This is a genomic window from Halobacteriovorax sp. RZ-2 (assembly GCF_043196685.1).
Classification (GTDB): domain Bacteria; phylum Bdellovibrionota; class Bacteriovoracia; order Bacteriovoracales; family Bacteriovoracaceae; genus Halobacteriovorax_A.
The window spans coordinates 433,078-450,861 of sequence record NZ_JBEBMR010000002.1 but is presented as its reverse complement, the minus strand read 5'-3'; the positions used below and the strand labels follow the sequence as shown (position 1 = coordinate 450,861).

The 17,784-nt window shown below is 37.6% G+C and carries 13 protein-coding genes; 9 read left to right on the top strand and 4 right to left on the bottom strand.

Features of this window, described 5'->3' with window-relative positions; all coding sequences use genetic code 11:
- The first annotated feature begins 25 nt into the window (after nt 1–25).
- The 6 genes from mltG (at nt 26) to ABMA78_RS08235 (ending at nt 9,053) form a co-directional block, all read left to right on the top strand.
- On the top strand, nt 26–1,063 hold the full coding sequence (mltG, locus tag ABMA78_RS08260; RefSeq protein WP_392858859.1) for an endolytic transglycosylase MltG: 1,038 nt from the start codon (nt 26–28) through the stop codon (nt 1,061–1,063).
- 21 nt (nt 1,064–1,084) lie between these two features.
- The gene (locus ABMA78_RS08255; RefSeq protein ID WP_392858857.1) at nt 1,085–2,182 is read left to right on the top strand and encodes a FliG C-terminal domain-containing protein; all 1,098 of its coding nucleotides are present in this window, start codon (nt 1,085–1,087) and stop codon (nt 2,180–2,182) included.
- Entirely contained in the window at nt 2,175–2,984 is an 810-nt protein-coding gene (locus ABMA78_RS08250) for a DUF808 family protein (protein ID WP_392858854.1), read from the top strand. The genes ABMA78_RS08255 and ABMA78_RS08250 overlap by 8 nt, the downstream gene beginning before the upstream one ends.
- Nucleotides 2,985–3,111: 127 nt before the next feature.
- A complete protein-coding gene (locus ABMA78_RS08245; RefSeq protein ID WP_392858852.1) occupies nt 3,112–4,629 on the top strand; it encodes a hypothetical protein in 1,518 nt (505 codons plus the stop codon).
- Nucleotides 4,630–4,771: 142 nt separating this feature from the next.
- On the top strand, nt 4,772–8,341 hold the full coding sequence (locus ABMA78_RS08240; protein WP_392858851.1) for a hypothetical protein: 3,570 nt from the start codon (nt 4,772–4,774) through the stop codon (nt 8,339–8,341).
- A 340-nt stretch (nt 8,342–8,681) separates the two neighbouring features.
- Entirely contained in the window at nt 8,682–9,053 is a 372-nt protein-coding gene (locus tag ABMA78_RS08235; RefSeq protein WP_392858849.1) for a TraR/DksA family transcriptional regulator, read from the top strand.
- Nucleotides 9,054–9,108: 55 nt separating this feature from the next.
- Here ABMA78_RS08235 and ABMA78_RS08230 read toward each other — a convergent pair whose 3' ends face one another.
- Complete coding sequence (locus tag ABMA78_RS08230; protein WP_392858847.1) at nt 9,109–9,327, bottom strand: hypothetical protein; 219 nt, start codon at nt 9,325–9,327, stop codon at nt 9,109–9,111.
- A 290-nt stretch (nt 9,328–9,617) separates the two neighbouring features.
- Here ABMA78_RS08230 and ABMA78_RS08225 point away from each other — a divergent pair, with 290 nt between their 5' ends.
- The gene (locus tag ABMA78_RS08225) at nt 9,618–10,757 is read left to right on the top strand and encodes a S8 family serine peptidase (protein ID WP_392858845.1); all 1,140 of its coding nucleotides are present in this window, start codon (nt 9,618–9,620) and stop codon (nt 10,755–10,757) included.
- An 8-nt stretch (nt 10,758–10,765) separates the two neighbouring features.
- Here ABMA78_RS08225 and ABMA78_RS08220 read toward each other — a convergent pair whose 3' ends face one another.
- Complete coding sequence (locus ABMA78_RS08220; protein WP_392858843.1) at nt 10,766–11,425, bottom strand: hypothetical protein; 660 nt, start codon at nt 11,423–11,425, stop codon at nt 10,766–10,768.
- Between the two features lie 63 nt (nt 11,426–11,488).
- Between ABMA78_RS08220 and lnt the strand changes: the two genes are divergently transcribed.
- Nucleotides 11,489–12,940 carry an apolipoprotein N-acyltransferase gene (lnt, locus tag ABMA78_RS08215; protein WP_392858841.1) on the top strand — a complete coding sequence of 484 codons (1,452 nt, stop codon included), beginning with the start codon at nt 11,489–11,491 and terminating at the stop codon, nt 12,938–12,940.
- A gap of 2 nt (nt 12,941–12,942) precedes the next feature.
- Here the strand turns inward: lnt and ABMA78_RS08210 are convergent, their stop codons facing one another.
- A complete protein-coding gene (locus ABMA78_RS08210) occupies nt 12,943–13,908 on the bottom strand; it encodes an SIS domain-containing protein (protein ID WP_392858839.1) in 966 nt (321 codons plus the stop codon).
- Nucleotides 13,909–13,979: 71 nt separating this feature from the next.
- On the opposite strand from ABMA78_RS08210, the gene ABMA78_RS08205 reads away from it, so the two are divergent.
- The gene (locus ABMA78_RS08205; protein WP_392858838.1) at nt 13,980–14,492 is read left to right on the top strand and encodes a hypothetical protein; all 513 of its coding nucleotides are present in this window, start codon (nt 13,980–13,982) and stop codon (nt 14,490–14,492) included.
- Here ABMA78_RS08205 and ABMA78_RS08200 read toward each other — a convergent pair.
- Nucleotides 14,489–17,671 (bottom strand): efflux RND transporter permease subunit, encoded by a 3,183-nt coding sequence (locus ABMA78_RS08200; protein ID WP_392858837.1) that lies wholly within the window; start codon nt 17,669–17,671, stop codon nt 14,489–14,491. The genes ABMA78_RS08205 and ABMA78_RS08200 overlap by 4 nt on opposite strands.
- Nucleotides 17,672–17,784: the final 113 nt, after the last annotated feature.

Here is a 17,784-nt window from a genome sequence, read left to right as displayed (position 1 = left end):
AAAAATAAGATATCCTATTGTTATTATGACAAAGAAAAACTTATTTATTTTTTTGGTGCTTGCACCTGCATTATCGATCTGCCTCTTAGTGGCACACACTTATTACAACATTTATCATTGGCAATACGGTGGCCCTGAAACTGAATTCCAAATCAATAGTGGAGACACTTTTGGAACGATTAACTACCGTTTAGCACAAGACAAGATCATCTACTCTCCGCGCCTCTTCCATCGCTATGTAAAATTTGAAGGAAAGCTAACAAGCTTTAAGGCCGGCCGCTATGTCATTCCTAAAGGAATAACAATGGATGAGCTACTTGCTCTACTTATCAGTGGAAAGAGTTTGGCCGTAAGAGTAACAATCCCAGAAGGTTATAACCTCTTTCAAATTGCAAAGGCCTTGGCCGATGAGAAAATTGTTGATGAAAAAGATTTCATTAAAGAAGCAAAGGACAAGAAATTTGTTCACTCTTTAGGAATTCCAGCAGACCGAGTAGAAGGATATCTTTACCCTGATACTTACCAATTCCATGAAAAGATGAAGGCCCGTGCGATTATCCACCGCATGTATGACAACTTTAAAGACAAAACAAAAGACTTAGACTTTTCAAAAGTAAGACTAACAAAGCACCAGCTTGTCACTCTTGCCTCAATGGTTGAAAAAGAAACGGGTGCAAAATTTGAAAGGCCAACGATCTCGGGTGTTTTTCACAATCGTCTAAAAAAGAGAATGCGTCTTCAATCTGATCCAACAACGATCTATGGAATTTGGGAGTCATACAAAGGTAATATTAGAAAGAAACACCTTAGACAGAAAACTCCATACAATACTTACAAGATCTCAGGTCTTCCAGTTGGGCCAATTGCCAACCCAGGACTTGCGGCACTCAAAGCTGCACTTAGCCCTAAGAAACACGATTACCTTTACTTTGTTTCAAAAAATGATGGGACTCACGTTTTTTCTAAAACATATAAAGAACACAGTCAGGCCGTTGATTTTTGGCAAAAGAACAGAGCAAACCGCAAGGGGCGTAGCTGGCGAGATCTTAATAAGAAACAATAAGAACTAAAGAAGTATTAATTTATGAAACTATGGTCATCATTCGATCAAGAATATATTCTCAAAAGGCTTAATGAGCTCTATGAGGAAGGCGCTGTTTTGAAATTTTGGCAAAACAACGAAGACATGCGCGAAGAGTACACTGCAACTTTCAACTCCGTTACAATTGAAAAATGTTCGATTAAATTAACAAAAGAAAGTGCACCTTACTACACTCGAATCGCACCCCTTTCTCCTGTATTCTTTCACTACCCTGCTGGGGATATGATATTTAAAAAAGATATTTTCAAGTTAGAAAATGGTGGACTTTCATTTAAGACACCTAGTGAAGTTCGCATGCGTGATCGACGAAGTGTGGAGAGGTTTACTTACAAATATCCAGACTTCAAAAATATCTCTTATAAAGTTGAAGGTGAAGATGAAACTCAACACGATATCATTCTCGACATATCACTAAGAGGGCTTGCTTTTGTTATTGATGCCAAAAGAAAAGCTAAGTACGAGATCGGTAAAACAGTTTATATCACTTCTATAACGGATCAAGAGCTACCACAACAACATGAAGCGAAGATCGCTTCAGTTAACCGCTACCGCGTTTCAGGAGAAGGCCTACAAACTCACCTTCTTCGCATTGGTGTTGAATTCACACAAACGCTAAATTCAATTACATATGATTCAATCGGCTCTCTAGTTAAGAAGAGACAAAATAAATTAAAAGGGCTTGATACAAACCTATTTAATGGTTTAAACCCTGATGATTATCAAAAGCAACTTGCAAAGATTCACGATAAGAATCCTCAACTTGCCATCAATATTTCTGAGTCAGTAGAAGATATCGATCGCCTTCGATATATGACGATCGATATGAAGCGTGAATTCTTCTTAAACTTTAGCCTTGATCTTATGGCCTGTGCCTTAAGGATGTCGTCTAAAGAGTTAATCAACGATCTTCTATCTGAAGTTACTGCTGGTGTACGAGAAGAGTTTCTCATGAAGTATGATCAACCCAAGCCTGCTTCAGCAATCAATAAGGCACAAGACGAATTAAGAAAATACATCCATGAGAAGGAGCGCTCGGGCGAGCTAGTTCTAAGCCCGAAGTCTTTTGTTAAATATGTTTAGTCTCCTGTCTCTTCTCGATGATATCGCAACAACATTTGATGACGTGGCCATCATGTCAAAAGTTGCTATCAAGAAAACCAGTGCACTAATGAGTGACGATCTCGCAGTTAATGCCGGAGTCATTCACGGAGTAAATGCCGATCAAGAACTCCCTATGGTCTGGAAGATCTTTGTAGGCTCCCTCTTAAATAAACTCTACAGCATCTTAGGAGTTGTTGCTCTTACTTACTTCTACCCTCCAGCGCTTCAAGTTGTTCTACTAATTGGTGGAATTTACTTGGCATATGAAGGTGCCCACAAGGTTTTAGAAAAAGTTACCAAGCAGGATAGTAAGAAGAATCTGGCAGAGATAAGTGAAGAAAAGAAAGTTTCAGGTGCAATTCGCACGGACTTAATTCTTTCAATTGAAATTATCGTTATTGCACAAAATAGTATTAGTGGCCCATTTGTTAATCAGCTTATGACTCTTGTTATTGTAGGGCTTCTGGCCTCGATTCTAATTTACGGTCTCGTTGCTATCTTAGTTAAAATTGATGATCTTGGACTCTATCTAATCAGAAAAGAATATAAGAAACTTGGCTATGCCTGTGTCAGCTCAATGCCTTGGATTATGAGAGGACTTGGAATTGTCGGGACAATTGCCATGTTTCTTGTGGCCGGCGGTATCTTCGCTCATAGCTTTCACTTGGACCTCTATACCTATGAAGTACTTCAAAACCTATTTCTAGGGCTTGTGGGAGGCTTTTCGGCCCTTATCCTTCTAAGCATTCTATCGCATATAAAATCAAAGTTCTTACGCTAATTATTGGCATATCTCTTAATAAGCATCTCCCTAAACGACTGTAATCACAAGAAATTTAGTCTACACTAAATTAAAGTTTATTATAGCGATAGACGATAATTTATTTAGTTAACTGTCTGAGGGAATTATGAAAATTATCAATATGCTACTAATTTCATTCGCTATCATCCTAACTTCATGTGGGGGAAAAACCTCAAATGTCGAAGTTAAGCTTCAAGGAGCATTCTCTCAAGTAGCAGGTCTCTTTGATAATGGTGCTGTTATGTTAGCAGTTGGTGGCCCTTCAGATAAACCTCCCCTTCTCTATGTTGTTCCCCTTTCACAGGCAACTCTTGATCACGAGTTTGATAATGGTAATTGGAAAATTATGGTTTTAGGCTGGCATGGTTCAACGGCCGGCGAGATGATGGAAGGTGATCTCTATTGCTCTGTCGTAAAGAATGCTGTAATTCCAGAACAAACAACATTTAATTTTAATCTGACAAAAGTCGATCAAACGGCACCGGCAAATGTTGTGGATACAGGCCACCCTTGTGCTGAATTTATTGATGGACTTCAAACGGCCAAGTATATGTCTATCTGTGAAACAACAAGTTGTAATATGGGTGAATACGTAAGGTTTAATGCAACTGACTTATCTTTAAAGTTTGGTATTCCTCACTATGAGGGACCTATAAATCGTGACCAAATCTATACTCAATCAAAATTTACTGAATCAATGAATACTTGCTATAGCAGTGCTAATGGTAATCTTTTAGATGGTGGCGACTACGCAAAAATGGTTCTTGATGCTTCCGTTGGACTGGTTCTTCCAGTAAGACTAACAGGAGGCTTTCACTTACCTCTTAGAATTGAGGGTTATGAAGATAAAGATGGTGGAACAACAGATTGCTCGATGGGACTTAATGGCAAGCTTGCAACGATGAATAGTATTGGTGAAAAAGATACTGCTGGAAATGATCGTCACTTCTATGATGGGACATACTTTACTTACTTAATGCCTCCGACTCCATTTGAAATTTCGATTACAAATTCGAATTATTCATTTGAAAGAAACTCTTCGACTACAGTACAGGTGGGTGGCCCATATGATGTTGGGAATGATACCTATCAAGGCAATTCCATGAATTATACTTGTGAATACAAGGTCGCAGGAACAGATGATTCGACTTTTGTTGCCTGTGGATATCCAATTGGCTCTGGCCCTATCTCATATGATATGACCACAGGTGATGTTGTTCTTGATGGAAATACAACGAGCTTTGATCTTGGTGAGACATTTGAGTTTAAAATGATTGGATCGTATTATGATGATGGTTCAAGTATGACAATTTATTCTCCAGAAAAGCGATTCAGTGTAATGGCAAATCCTATTGTTATGATTCCGGATTCGGATTTCATACCAGCACCGGGATCAAATGTTGATATTACAACAGGTGGAAACACGACAATTACATTCAATAATAACACTGATAGTATGGTGAGTTTTACTATCTCTTCAACTCCAGACACCTTATCAATCACAGGAGACATTTCATGTTCTCCCTATACGACTTGTACGCTTACAATCGCAGGCTCTCCTGCAGGTACAGGAAATTTTGACTTAAATGCCAATGGTCAGCTTTTCAACTACACATATTACTAAGATGGCACTAAGAAATGGCATTTCCTTGGCCAATCGCTCATCTAAAGCTTTGAAATCCCGTAGATTTTTGTCCCTTATTCTTTAAAGGTTAAGATTGGCTTAACCGATAAGTTTTGTGGATTAAATTGAATTTGGGGACCGTATGCACCGTCATATTTTTGGATTATTTCTTGTTTCACTTCTTCTCACTTCATGTGGAGTAAAAACATCAAACACAAAAGTTACCTTTTCTAAGTCACAATTTTTAGTTGGTGATTTAAGTTCTAACTTTGATGGTGGTGTTCTAATCTTTGGACGAAATAATACGACGAAACAAGTGTTTCAAATTGGACTCGATCCAAGTTCATCTTCTGAAATTGAAATTGAGCTTCCTTTTGGTAATTACGATGTAAAGGCCATTGGTTGGCACCAAGGGACAACTCCTACGAACTTAACTGGAACAAAGTATTGTTCTCAAATTAATACTGAAGTTGATTCAACTGAAACACCAATGAATTTAGTAATGACGACGGCCAACTGTGCATCCCTGACTAATACAGTAGTTCACGACAGTACGACTGGAAATCAATTTAAGGTTGAAACTTGTCATGGAGTTGTTCAAGTATTTGGAAAAGGAAAAAGAGATAGCTGTGATGAAGCTCCAAGTAATGCTCAATCACTTAAGATTCGCTACCCTTCAATTAATGCTGAAGGAGTTGTCGATCCTAGCTTAACTCTTGAATCAAAATGCTTAACACCAAATGCTGGTGATATTTTTACTTATGATCTAACAGCTGATTACAACGTTGTTACTAGTGATAGTGGTTTTTATAATCCAGTTGAAATTGTAGCCTACTATGATGCTACTTGCTCTGGTGCCTCTCAAGTTAAAAGGATTCCAAGAACTGCAGGACTTCCTTCAGAAGAGCATCTACTGGCAACAGAAGACTCAATGAATGGCCTAACTCTCCTAGTAGGTTTTGACTCTTGTGCCTTTGCAGGGGCGTCAACAAGCTCTCCGTTTGCGGCAGATAGCGCGGCTTCAAGAGGAACGAATATTATTTGTACAGCAGCTCAGTTTAACAATATTGCTTCCTACCCTTCTGATGAATATATCATTGGAAGAAAGATCGACTTTGCAGGTAGTGCTCCAGCAACAAGTAGCACTGATTTCACAGGATATATTGAAGGAGACATTCTTCTAAGTATTAATAAGCAACCGCATATTATTGGTGCGACAGATTCGTTATTTAATAGTATCGGAAGTAATGTAACTGATGAGTCTGCAGGTATTGAGAACTTAAATATTAATGTTAACTCTCTTACTGGCGGACCTGTTATTGCCAAGTACTTAGGTGACTCTTCCGAGTTTCATGAATTAACAATTTCAGGCTCAATGACTAACTCGACACCATCTGCAACGCCTTCAGGGTCAAGTCTAGGTTACTCATGTGGTGCACTTGTTAATCAGTCATACTACGATGGGACGACATCAAAAAGTCTAAACACTAGATTCGAAAGAATTACTTTTGAAAATTTTAATCTAAAATGTACGGGCCTTCCTGCTTCTGATAGCGCTTATGTAGGCGCACTAGTTGGTGCCCTAACAAGTGGTTCAGCTGATGCGACTTATAATCGTGAAGTTCAAATTTATGATGTAAAAGGTAATATTAATATTGAAGTTGATTCAACAAATACACAACAATCTGTTGGTGGACTTATTGGATTCTCTGAGAATAATACAAATATTAATACTTATAGTAATAATTATACTTTTGCGAATACTTATACATCTGCAGCTCCAGCGATTATTGGTGGTGTCTTAGGACAACAACAGTCAACTGCTGCCAACTACTATGGCCGTCTTGAATTGGGAGAGAATAATATTCACTTAGCAATTAGTAGTGACCTTCCTTACAATACAATTCAAGGTGCCGGAGGGATTGCAGGGAAAATCTTTAATCCAGAGTATTTACAAATTCGATCTTCGATCACGACAGGAAGTATTGATACAACATTAAAGAATGCTGGTGGACTTATCGGTCATGCCGCTTTCACAAACCCTAGTGATTCATTTGGTATTCACAATTCAGCAACAAGAACAAGGGTTAGCGCTGATGGTAGTGCAGGTGGTTTAATTGGAAGACTTAACCTAGATGGAAGTTCTGCAAACTTTAGACTTAACCATGTTGAGACAAGTTCCATTACAGGAGCAGCGGCCAGCTCTTCAGGATTAGAAGGTGTTGGTGGTGCCCTAGGGACTTTAACATCAACGGCCAGTTATTCTTCTGTAAACTTTGATAGCAACTTCTATTCGGGACTACTCTTTACAACTCTTGGTTATGCTACAGGAAACTCAAGTGGCTCTCTTATTGGAGTTATGTCGGACACAAATACTTACGTGATGGTTAATGGTCACCACTACACGAGATGGGGAACTAGTACTTCTCATATTATCGACTTCATTGGATTTATCAATGAGACAACTCTAGCAAACGTCCTAGATAGAATCACGACAAATCAAGTTGTTTACCAAGGCTACACTGATAGCTCAACAGCACTTCTTCAAAGTGCCCTAAGATATGGAACACCTGGTGGTGAGATCAGCCTAACTTTTAACGAACTTGCTAATAAGTTTCTACCTTCGACTTTTACTGGTAGCCCATTCTTTACTCCAAATGGTGATTCTAAGTTAGATGTAGCATTTAACCGCTTCATGAGATTTGCAACAAATGGCCGCGCGACAGTAACAGGCTCGGAAGGAAGTCCATTTCTTCTTTCAAACTCATCTGATTTATTATTCATTAAGAACAATTTATTCTTGAGTAATTTCAATTTTAGATTAACGGCCAATATTGATATGGGAGGACAATTCCTTCAGCTATCTGATGATAATATTCCATTCAACGGCTCACTTGATGGTGCCGGGTTTACGATTTCAAATATTAATAATAACTATACTGGCCTATACAAAAGCTATAATGGAATTTTTCCTTATGTTGAGTACGGACGAATTAAAAACCTAAGAATTGCCAATTCTATTATGAGTTTTGATTGCGATGCCTCTGGTGATGCTGGTTTATTAATGGGAAGAATCAGTCGCTATAATAACTATGGTGATGACCGCGCACAATTTTACAATATTCAATTAGAAAATAATACGATTGCAAGCAGTACTGGTTGTGCAGCGACAGGGTTAGTTGCCGGTACCTACTCTACAGAGAATAGCGGTGAAGGGATATTATTTGAAAATATAAGTGTGAAAAATAATAATTTTGCGTCCCCTACTGGTTCCCTCTTTGTTGATCGAATTGATTACTCAACGTCAGCGGCTGAAACATTTGCCTTTAGAAACCTCGAGTTTATTGGCAATATGTTCACTGATCCAGCGCCTGTTAACACGTATGCATTCTTCTCAAATAAAGGAGTGAATACATTTAATGTTAGTTATGAAAATGTTCTCTATGTAGGACATAAAGACGGCCATAACCCAACAGATATTCACAGCAATAATAATGCTGGTTCAGCAACTTCTCTAAGTAATCACTACGTCTTTATCAACCCAACTTCATTTGCTGGAGTTCTTGATACAGGGATTCTTACAAATGGAACAAACTACGCCCTTTCAGATATGGCAACGACAACATTTGATAAGTACTTCGTTGTAAATTCAACAACTGGGGCAGTAGATCTTAACCGACCATATATCAAAGAAGAGATGGATCAACGATAAGCATAGTTTAATGCCAATAAATTTAGGCGAAAAAAATAAGGACGCGTTCAGCGTCCTTTTTTTATTACCGGCAGAACTTACCGATATTATTGGTAAAAAGAAATTAACTTAATTATTTTCCCGCCACATACGAAGAGTGCCTACAATAGGTTCCCAAGGAGCTTCAGAGCGAAGCAAAGGCTGAGGTTTTAGGGCAACTATTGAAAATGAATTAAAAGCAACAATTGCCGACTTTTAAAACAACTTTTGAACTAAATAAATTCAGGGTTAAAATTAAGTGTCGCGTAATAGTTTAACCAACAAACTTTGCTTGTTTTACTTCGTTAAGGAGGAGGACTAAATGGAAGCTGAAAGACTAGAATATTTTAAAAAGAAGTTATTGGCCGCTAAAGCTGAGATTCTTAACGGTGGTATTCTAACAAGTACTGAAGACCTTAAGATGTCGACAGATGATTTACCTGATGAAGGTGACGTAGCAAACGCAGTAATTAACCAACAGGTTACATTTAATATGCGTGCTAGAGCGATGACTAAGCTGAGACAGATCGAAGAGGCGCTTCACCGTATTGAAGACGGTACTTACGGACACTGTGAAGATTGTGACGAGCCAATTGGTAAGAAAAGGCTTGAAAACCAACCATGGGCCGATCTATGTATCACACACGCTGAAGAAAGAGAGCGTGAAGAACAACACATGCGAAGAGCATCTTAGCTTTTTTCATATTCCAAATGTTAGTAAAAAAGCCTGCAGTTGCAGGCTTTTTTTATTATAGGGCCATCCCCTCGTCTACGCTAAAGGTCTCCTTCTTTATATAAACATATTTCGATATATCCCTTTTTAAGACTTTCTTAACCTGTTCATTTGATTTGAGGATCTCCTCTACCTTAGGACTCGTTGTACTTGAATTTGTGTTATTAATTGGTGCTACGATCATGACATATGCAAAGACAAAGATACTGATTGATAGTGTCCAAATTGTTTTCACTGAATTACCCTCCATGGTAAGTTCTTCTTCTGTTCATAATTAAGCACGGGCCATGCCAAAGTCTGATATAATGATTACGGTAACTTAATAAAGTGGAGTAATGAACACGGTGGCCTTTTGGCCTTATTTTCTACCACCACTTTCAAAATAGTGTATAAGATTTTGACACCTATCTATAAACTATCCATATAGGCTATAGATGAACGGTTTAAGTAGGTAGAATCCTGTCATAGTGTTGGCACATGCTGTGCATTCTATAACAGTGAGTTTGAGTTACTAAGGAGCACTTTTTGAAACTAAAATCTTTTCTACTACTTTCTACTTTAATTGCTAGCTCTTTTGCTTTTGGAGCTGGTGAAGGTCAGAAATTATCATTTGATCAATTAAGACAACGTGTTTTCAAAAAAGAATACCAAAAAGAAACATCTAATACTGATGTATTAAGATCTCGTTTTTCAAGCTGGGGAATTAAGAATAACTTTGCACAAGGTTCAATTAATCTTCCAGGAGCACTTAAGAAGCTTACAACTCAAAAAGAAGTTGTAGTAGCTGTTATCGATACAGGTATTGATCCAACTCACCCATTCCTTAAAGATAATATTTATGTACCTAAAGGTGATGCTAGCATTACTAACTTTGGCCTAGACTTTTCTAAAGGTGCAGATAATGTAAATACTCCATACGATAAGAACCGCCACGGAACTCACGTTTCAGGAATTATTAAATCAGTATTTCCAAATGTTAAGATTCTTTCACTTAAGTATTACAACCGTCATGCTTCTGGTAAGGATAACTTAAACTCAACAATCAAGGCACTTCGTTATGCAGTTGATCTTGGTGTTGATATCATCAACTACTCAGGTGGTGGACCAGAGCCAGATTTAGAAGAACTTGAAATCCTAAAGAAAGCAGAAAGAAAAGGTATTATCGTTGTTGCAGCAGCAGGTAACGAGCAAGAAAATATCGATAACAAGAACACAGCTTACTTTCCAGCAAGCTACAAGTTATCAAATATCATTACAGTAACTGCTCACGACCAATCAATGAAGATTCTTAACTCTTCAAACTGGGGAGCACAAACTGTAGACGTTTCAGCACCAGGATATAAGATTAACTCTGCTATCCCAACATCAAGAAACGGACTACTAACAGGAACTTCACAAGCAACAGCATTTGTTTCAGGTGTAGCTGCAATGTTAAAAGCTGGATACCCAGGTCTTTCAGCTAAGCAAATTAAGAAGATCATCTCAATCACAGCTAAGAAAGAGATTACTTTTAATGGAAAGGTTAAGTCTTCAGGACGAGTTGATGCAACAGCAGCAGTTGAGCTTGCAGAAAAGCTAAACACGAAAACAAACGGAAAACTTGCTAGCTACAAAGGAAGCAAGAGAGAAGTAGCAAACACTCCAAAAGTAATTATCAGAAAATAATTAAATTCCTAGATGGCCCTTAAATAGGACGTAAGCGCAAGGGTCGTCCCCATAACAAAAATCACCCCAAGCATTCCATACAATAAATAAGATACCTTAAAGAATCCCATCATTTTATAATCTAGAAAGCTTTCGACTTGGCTTTTGTTAAGCTCACGCGTTTCAGAAATGGCCTCTTTGATACGCTCATAGAGAGAGATCTCTTCGATCCCCTTTTGCGTATAAGGCTGCCAAATTTCCTGTTCACTTACACCTGAGTTCATCATTTCAATAACGATATCAACAAGCTCTTGTAGGTACAAAGGCCTAAGTACATCGTTCTTCGAATCCTCACTGTAGAAGTAATCAAGAAGATTATTGTAGCGGCGACGGACTTTGATCATGAATTTCTTAAACTTCACATCACCTTGGAAAATCGCAGGATTTTCCATTTCTAGAGGAGATAGTGTTAGCCAATACCTTTCACGAAAAGTATAAAAGCTCTTCTCCCCTAATGGTTCTCCTAATGGATTAAAAGATAAATCGAAGTCGCATTCTTGGCAGCGATCTTCAATGATATTTTCACTTTCGCACTTAGGACATGTTATAAGTTGCACATCCTGTGCAATATTATCTTCCATGAAGAGATGTTGATGTTTTTGTATGTCGTTTAAGAATTCTTTATCCATAAGAATATTGTAATTTCATAAGCTTAGTATTGGCAAATGTTAAATCATATACGACAATAAAGTATGTCTAGCCTGCTGAAAAATAAATTCTTCCTGCCAGTTGTTCACATTCTTGCAGGTATCATTTACGCATTAAATTTCCCATTCATTGGAAAGTTCACAATCTTTCCGACAATCTTTTTAAGTGCCGCCGTTCTTTTTTACGGATTAAAAAGTGAAAATCGTTTTAAGCATAATCTCTTAAATATTTTCTTATTCTGTTGGGGGTATAATTTTGCAGGCTATTACTGGCTAACTTTTACCTTAAATGAATTTGGAAATTTATTCTTTCCTTTTAACTTTATTCTGTGGCAGCTTTTTTCAGTTATTATTGCCCCACAATTCTATCTCTTTCTCATCATCTTCTTCTTTTTAAAGAAGCATGTGAAGATCGATACTTTAGCTGGAGGAATCCTCTATTCACTAATCTTTGTGGCCCTAGAGTACTTCACTCCACAACAATTCCCGGCCCTTTTTGGCCACCCATGGCTTAAGATCTCTCCATTTCTAAAGCCAGCAAGACTCTTGGGTGTGCCTTTCTATAGTTTCTTAAGCTTATTTATAGGACACCTTATTTTCATGTTCTATCAAAAGCAAAGACTCCCTAAGGCACAAGGTGGAATTATCCTAGCACTCTTACTTGTTAACTTTGGAGTAGGCCCGATCAAGGCCAAGGTTGGAGACGATCTTAAGATTCGCATTGTTCAAGGAAATATTGGGAACGACTTAAAACTTAAGTCTGAACAAGGACTTAGGCTTGCTTCTTCAGAGGTTATTAATATCTATAAGGACCTAAGTCTAGCTGATGGAGTTGATGATATTGACCTCGTTATTTGGCCAGAGACATCATACCCGAGATTTGTTTTTTCAAGAGAGAATAAAAAACTCGCGGGTGAATTAATGGACCTTTTCGTTAATAGTGAAGCCAGCTACTTCTTTGGAACCTATGATCTTGCCTCAACTAACCCTAGTGTTTTAGAAAATACGTATAATGCGACAATCTTATCTCGCGGTGAAGGGATTATTGATCAGGTTTATCATAAACAAGTTCTTATTCCATTTGGAGAAGGGCTACCATTTGGTCCACTGAATAAGTACCTTGCCCCTCACCTAACAAATATTTCATTCTTTGCCAGTGGAACTAAGTACACAAATTTTGAAGTCAAAAATAAGAATTTTATTTCATTAATCTGTTATGAAGTTCTCTTCCCTCGCTATGTAGGCAAGTACATAAAAGAAGTTAAGAAGCGTGGAGAAAAGATTGATTTCATCGTCAACGTCACTAACGATTCATGGTATGGGCCTTACTCAGAACAAGAGCAGCATCTATTCTTAGCAAAGTGGCGCGCTGTGGAGTTCAACCTTCCAATCATAAGAGCGACAAATACAGGAATCTCTGCAGTCATCAAGCAAGATGGACGAGAGCTCATTCGTACTGAGAACTTTAAACAAGAGATAAAGGATTTTTCACTTTAAGATTAAAAGCCCTCTTTTAAAAGATCGTGCATACGGATGAATCCCTTGAATTCATTTCCATCAATAACAGGAAGCACATAAATCTTATTCTGCTCCATTGATGTAAGAGCATCAATAGCAAGGTCATCTGATGAAACCTTTTTAGGCTCAGTCGTCATAATCTCACTTAGCGCTGTCTCAAGTGCATTGGCATTCTTAGCAATAGAGCGTCTGATATCACCTTCCACAAGAATTCCGCTAAAGCTACCATTATCAATAACAGCAAGAGCACCTAGAGGCTTATTCGTCATTTCAAGAACTGCATCTTTTAGAAGATTAGATGATTCAAGAATTGGACACTCTTTAGCGATCCACATGAGATCTTTTACTTTCATTGTAAGTGACTTCCCTAGCTTTCCACCTGGGTGGTTAATGGCAAAGCCCTCACGTGAAAGGCCTACAAATTTCTCATAAGCAACAGCAATGGCATCTCCCATAGCAAGTGCGACCGTTGAAGAAGTCGTTGGGGCCAGATCATTAATACAGGCCTCACGTTCAACAGAACAGTCAAAAGAGATCCCACACTCGAGAGCAATTTGCTTTGTTAAATCACCAACAAGGGCAATACGATTTTCTTTTCTAATTCTTAGGAACGGAATGAGTTTTAGGATCTCACTTGTCGTTCCTGACTTCGATAAGAAAATAATGGCATCATTTTCACTGACTCTCCCAAGGTCACCATGAAGGGCCTCTGTAGGATGAAGAAAGATAGAGCGCAGACCTAAGGAACTAAATGTTGAAGAAAGCTTCTCACCAATAAGGCCAGACTTTCCTACACCACATAAGACCATTTGTCCGTTGTGAGCATGGAGATATTCGAAGACATCTGTCAGTTTGTTACACATCTTCTCATCCAAGAGATCAATAACTCTTAGAATTGAATCAGCTTCAAGTTTTAAAACTTCCTTCATCTGACCAAAATGCTCCACTACCATCTCCTTTGGTGTCAATTTTTCTATCTCGATCGAGTCTATGACTATGTTATTATAATTATATGAAAATGTTAAAAATAATAGTGCTTTTTTCCCTGCTATTTGGTTGTAGTTCATATGAACAATTTGAACAATTAGTTGAAGAATCAGAAATTCCTTCAAAGACTTACAAGTCTAACTTTAACCAAACGTGGCAAGCAGTTCTAGAAATTATGCAACAATACGATATTTCAGTGAAAAACCAAGAAGCTGGAGTCGTAAAAACACGCTGGATCAATAATACGAGTCAAATTAACTTCTCTGATGCCTTCGGTTCTAAAGAAATGGTTAAGGCAGCTCAATTTAAATTAGTTATAAATGTCATTAAAGGATATCGCGGAAAACAAGAAGTCTCTAAGGTTTCAATCTATCGTCGCCAGATGATTGAAAAAGACTTTCTCCAAGGATGGCGCCTAGTTCGCTCAGATGGAATCCTTGAAAAGACTATCCTCTACCGCATCGATCGTATTCTCAAGAGAGAAGCAATGATCAAGAAAATTGAAGAACAAAAAGCAAAAGAAGCAGAGAAAGAGTTATTCTAGTGAATAACGCTTTCTTCTTCTAATTTATTAGTTACGATAACAACTTCATCTATTTCTTCAACAACTTCCTCAACTCTCCCCTTTCTTAAAATTTTACGCTTAAAGAAAACCATAAAATCTCTTTGGATAAGTAGCATACAAGGAAGAACAATAAGAGTTAGAACTGTGGCAAAAAGCAGTCCCCACCCCATACTCATGGCCAGCCCCTTAGTGAATCCAGCATCTCCACCAATTGCGTAGGCCATTGGGAAAACACCACCAAGAGTTGTGATACTTGTTAGAATAATTGCTCTAAGACGGCTTCCTGCTCCTTCTAGGATCTCAGGGCGGTGAAAGCTGAACCAATCACTTCTTTTCTCGTTAATCGTTACAACAAGAAGTAAGCTATCATTAACAACAACACCGGCCATCCCAATAATTCCGATAATGGCCATTAAGCTAATATCTAGTCCCTGAAAGTAGAAGGCCCAGATAACACCAATAACTCCAAATGGAATTGCAGAACAAATAAGCAGTGGCTGCATAATACTTCTAAGAACAATTGCAAGAATGAAGAAGATACCAAGAAGCGCAAATGCAAACTTCTTAACCATCGAATTCTTATTCTTTCTCGACTGTTCATCAGCATCTTGTGCATTAAACATTAGATCTGGATATTTTTTAGAAAGCTCTTTTGTTAAAAGATCAACTTTCTTAATTAGTACTTCTTTTTTAATAATATCTTTATCAAATGGTAGATCAACAACAACCTTTCTCATTAAGTTTGAGTGTCTAATTACTGATTGCTTCTTCTGCTTCTTCCAAGTACCAATCTCTGAAGACTTAATGACTTCACCATTTGCAAGAACAACAGGAAGGTTTCCAAGCTCTTCAAAAGTTAGATCATCCCCATCAGCAGCATAAGTTAAGAAACGGATTTTGCGATTTCCACTTGTGTACTCATAAACTTCATTCTTATTAATAAATTGAACAAGTTGACTCGAAACCTGGCCAAGAGAAAGTCCACGAGACTGAATCTCATTTTTCTTAGGAGTAAATACCCAAGCATCTTTAAAAAGAGAATCATCAAGATCCACCGACTTGATACCTTCAATCTTTAAATCTTCAATGGCCTTCTTAGTATACTCTGTTACCTCTTCAACATTGAATGGTGACAGTGACTGAATTGTTACTTCAACAAGGTTTTCACGACTTTCATCATTCCCACCTTTTGCAATCTTTACTTCCAGCCTTTCAAACTTACCTGTTTTCTCTAGCTCTTTTAGCTGATTCTTAAGATAGTCTTGAACATCCTTCTTATTGGCCTCGACATTATTATCAAGTTGAGAAAAGGACACTCGATAACTAAAGTATTGTGGCCCTTCTTGTTTCTTACCATTTGTATAATTTTGGCCAATCGTAAATTGATAGTTATTATACTTATTCTTATCAATCTTATTCATCACCTCTTCAACAGAAGCAAGTTGCTTATATGAATCATCAAGGCTTTCAGACTCTTTTAGGGCACCAATGAACTCCACTGTTTCAGATGAAATACTTAAGTTGAAATTGAAATTAATATTCTTACTAGCAAAGATGATTGAACCGATCATCGCTGCAACAAATCCTGTTAAAACGATATAGCGCCATCTGAGGGCCCCATCGAGAAGTCTTAAGTACCCACGTTTGAATCGTTGAAAGTAATTTGATTCATGATGTGCATTGGCCTTTGTTACAAAGTGCTTTAAGTGATTTGGAAGAATAAAGAAACTTTCAAATAAACTTAAAAGAAGCGCAGAGAATACAACAACAGGAATAGCCATTAAGATATTTGACATCGAATCCTTTCCAACAAGGATTGGTGCAAAGGCAATTAGTGTTGTTGCAACTGTTCCACAAATAGGCTTCCAAGTAGAAAGAACCGCACCAACAGCGGCATCTTTGGAACTTGCTCCCTTTTCAAGGTTTTGCATATATTGTTCAGAAATAATAATGGCATCATCAACGAGAATCCCAATAACAAGAAGCATCCCAACAACTGAGATAAGGTCAATGGAGATCCCCATTGTCTCAAGAACAGTAAAGGTAAAGAAGTAAGCAAGTGGCATCCCAATTGATGTCATAATTGCAGTTCTAAAACCTAGAAATAAACAAAGAGTGATAAGAACAAGAATGATCCCCATTAAAGCATTAGACTGAAGAGCATTGATTTGCCTCTCAATAAATGCAGGGCCATCCTCAACACTAATGATATTTATTTCTTCTGGAGCTTCTTTATTAATTTTAGCTAGCTTTTCTTCTAGCATTTCTTTTAATGTGATCGAGTCTGCTTCAACATCTTTAAAGATATTAAAGCTTATACCTGGTTTACCATTTGTGTAATTAGTTCTGTTAATCTTTGGTAAACGGTACTCAAGTGTTGCTAAGTCTTTAAGGCGAAGCGTGTGGCTTGAGTTATTAGAACGAATTAAAAGATTATTAAGGGACTCGATATCATAGTTTAGATTTTCAATTTCAATTGAGTAAGAATCACTTCCTTTGCGAATACTTCCTAGAGGGTAAATTCTAAATGTTTCTTTAATCTTATTGTAAATATCAGAAGGAGCAATTCTGTAGCGGGCCATATTATCGACATTTAGCTTAATATAGAGATCTTTAGTGTAGCCGTAAGTATCAACCCTTGAAACACCATTAACCCTTTCAAGCTCTTCTTCTATTTTTAAAAGCCAATTCTGGTGGAGATCGCTATTTTGATCAAAGTTTAAAATTGCGTAGTAGTTAAACCAAGAATCTGTTTGCTTAATATGGCGAACAACAATGTCTTTAGTTTCAGAAGGAAGATCTCCACGAATCGTTTCAATAGCATCTTTAATACGTGTTTCAAGATCATCAATTTCTTCAAACTCATCTTTTACATCAACATTGATGCGCATATATCCCTGTTGTGAGTTTGACCAAATCTTGTCAATACCAGCACTACCTTTGATGGCACGTTCAATCGGATAAGTTAGAAATCTTTCAACTTGAGAAGCACCTGCACCAGTTAGTGTGGCAGTGATTTGAATTCTTTTTGATGACCAGTTAGATATCAAGTCTCTTTTCATATGGGCCAGGGAGATAATCCCAAAGAGCACCATCATGATACTTAATAAGTTTACTAGAAAGCTATTTCCTACAAAGTATGAAACTAGTTTTTTCACAAGCTACTGTCCTATTTAGATTTTTAAAAACAGTAGCTTGTAGCACTAAAAATGTGAATTTGTTTAGTTTTTGAGAAGTTATATCGAATTTACACTCACTAACCTATTGAAAA

Excerpts from the sequence above, each read along its gene's own strand:
- ABMA78_RS08235 (WP_392858849.1), top strand. The coding sequence starts at position 8,682 with ATGGAAGCTGAAAGACTAGAATATTTTAAAAAGAAGTTATTGGCCGCT.
- ABMA78_RS08250 (WP_392858854.1), top strand. The coding sequence starts at position 2,175 with ATGTTTAGTCTCCTGTCTCTTCTCGATGATATCGCAACAACATTTGAT.
- lnt (WP_392858841.1), top strand. The coding sequence starts at position 11,489 with ATGTCTAGCCTGCTGAAAAATAAATTCTTCCTGCCAGTTGTTCACATT.
- ABMA78_RS08240 (WP_392858851.1), top strand. The coding sequence starts at position 4,772 with ATGCACCGTCATATTTTTGGATTATTTCTTGTTTCACTTCTTCTCACT.
- ABMA78_RS08255 (WP_392858857.1), top strand. The coding sequence starts at position 1,085 with ATGAAACTATGGTCATCATTCGATCAAGAATATATTCTCAAAAGGCTT.
- ABMA78_RS08245 (WP_392858852.1), top strand. The coding sequence starts at position 3,112 with ATGAAAATTATCAATATGCTACTAATTTCATTCGCTATCATCCTAACT.
- ABMA78_RS08205 (WP_392858838.1), top strand. The coding sequence starts at position 13,980 with ATGTTAAAAATAATAGTGCTTTTTTCCCTGCTATTTGGTTGTAGTTCA.
- ABMA78_RS08220 (WP_392858843.1), bottom strand. The coding sequence starts at position 11,425 with ATGGATAAAGAATTCTTAAACGACATACAAAAACATCAACATCTCTTC.
- mltG (WP_392858859.1), top strand. The coding sequence starts at position 26 with ATGACAAAGAAAAACTTATTTATTTTTTTGGTGCTTGCACCTGCATTA.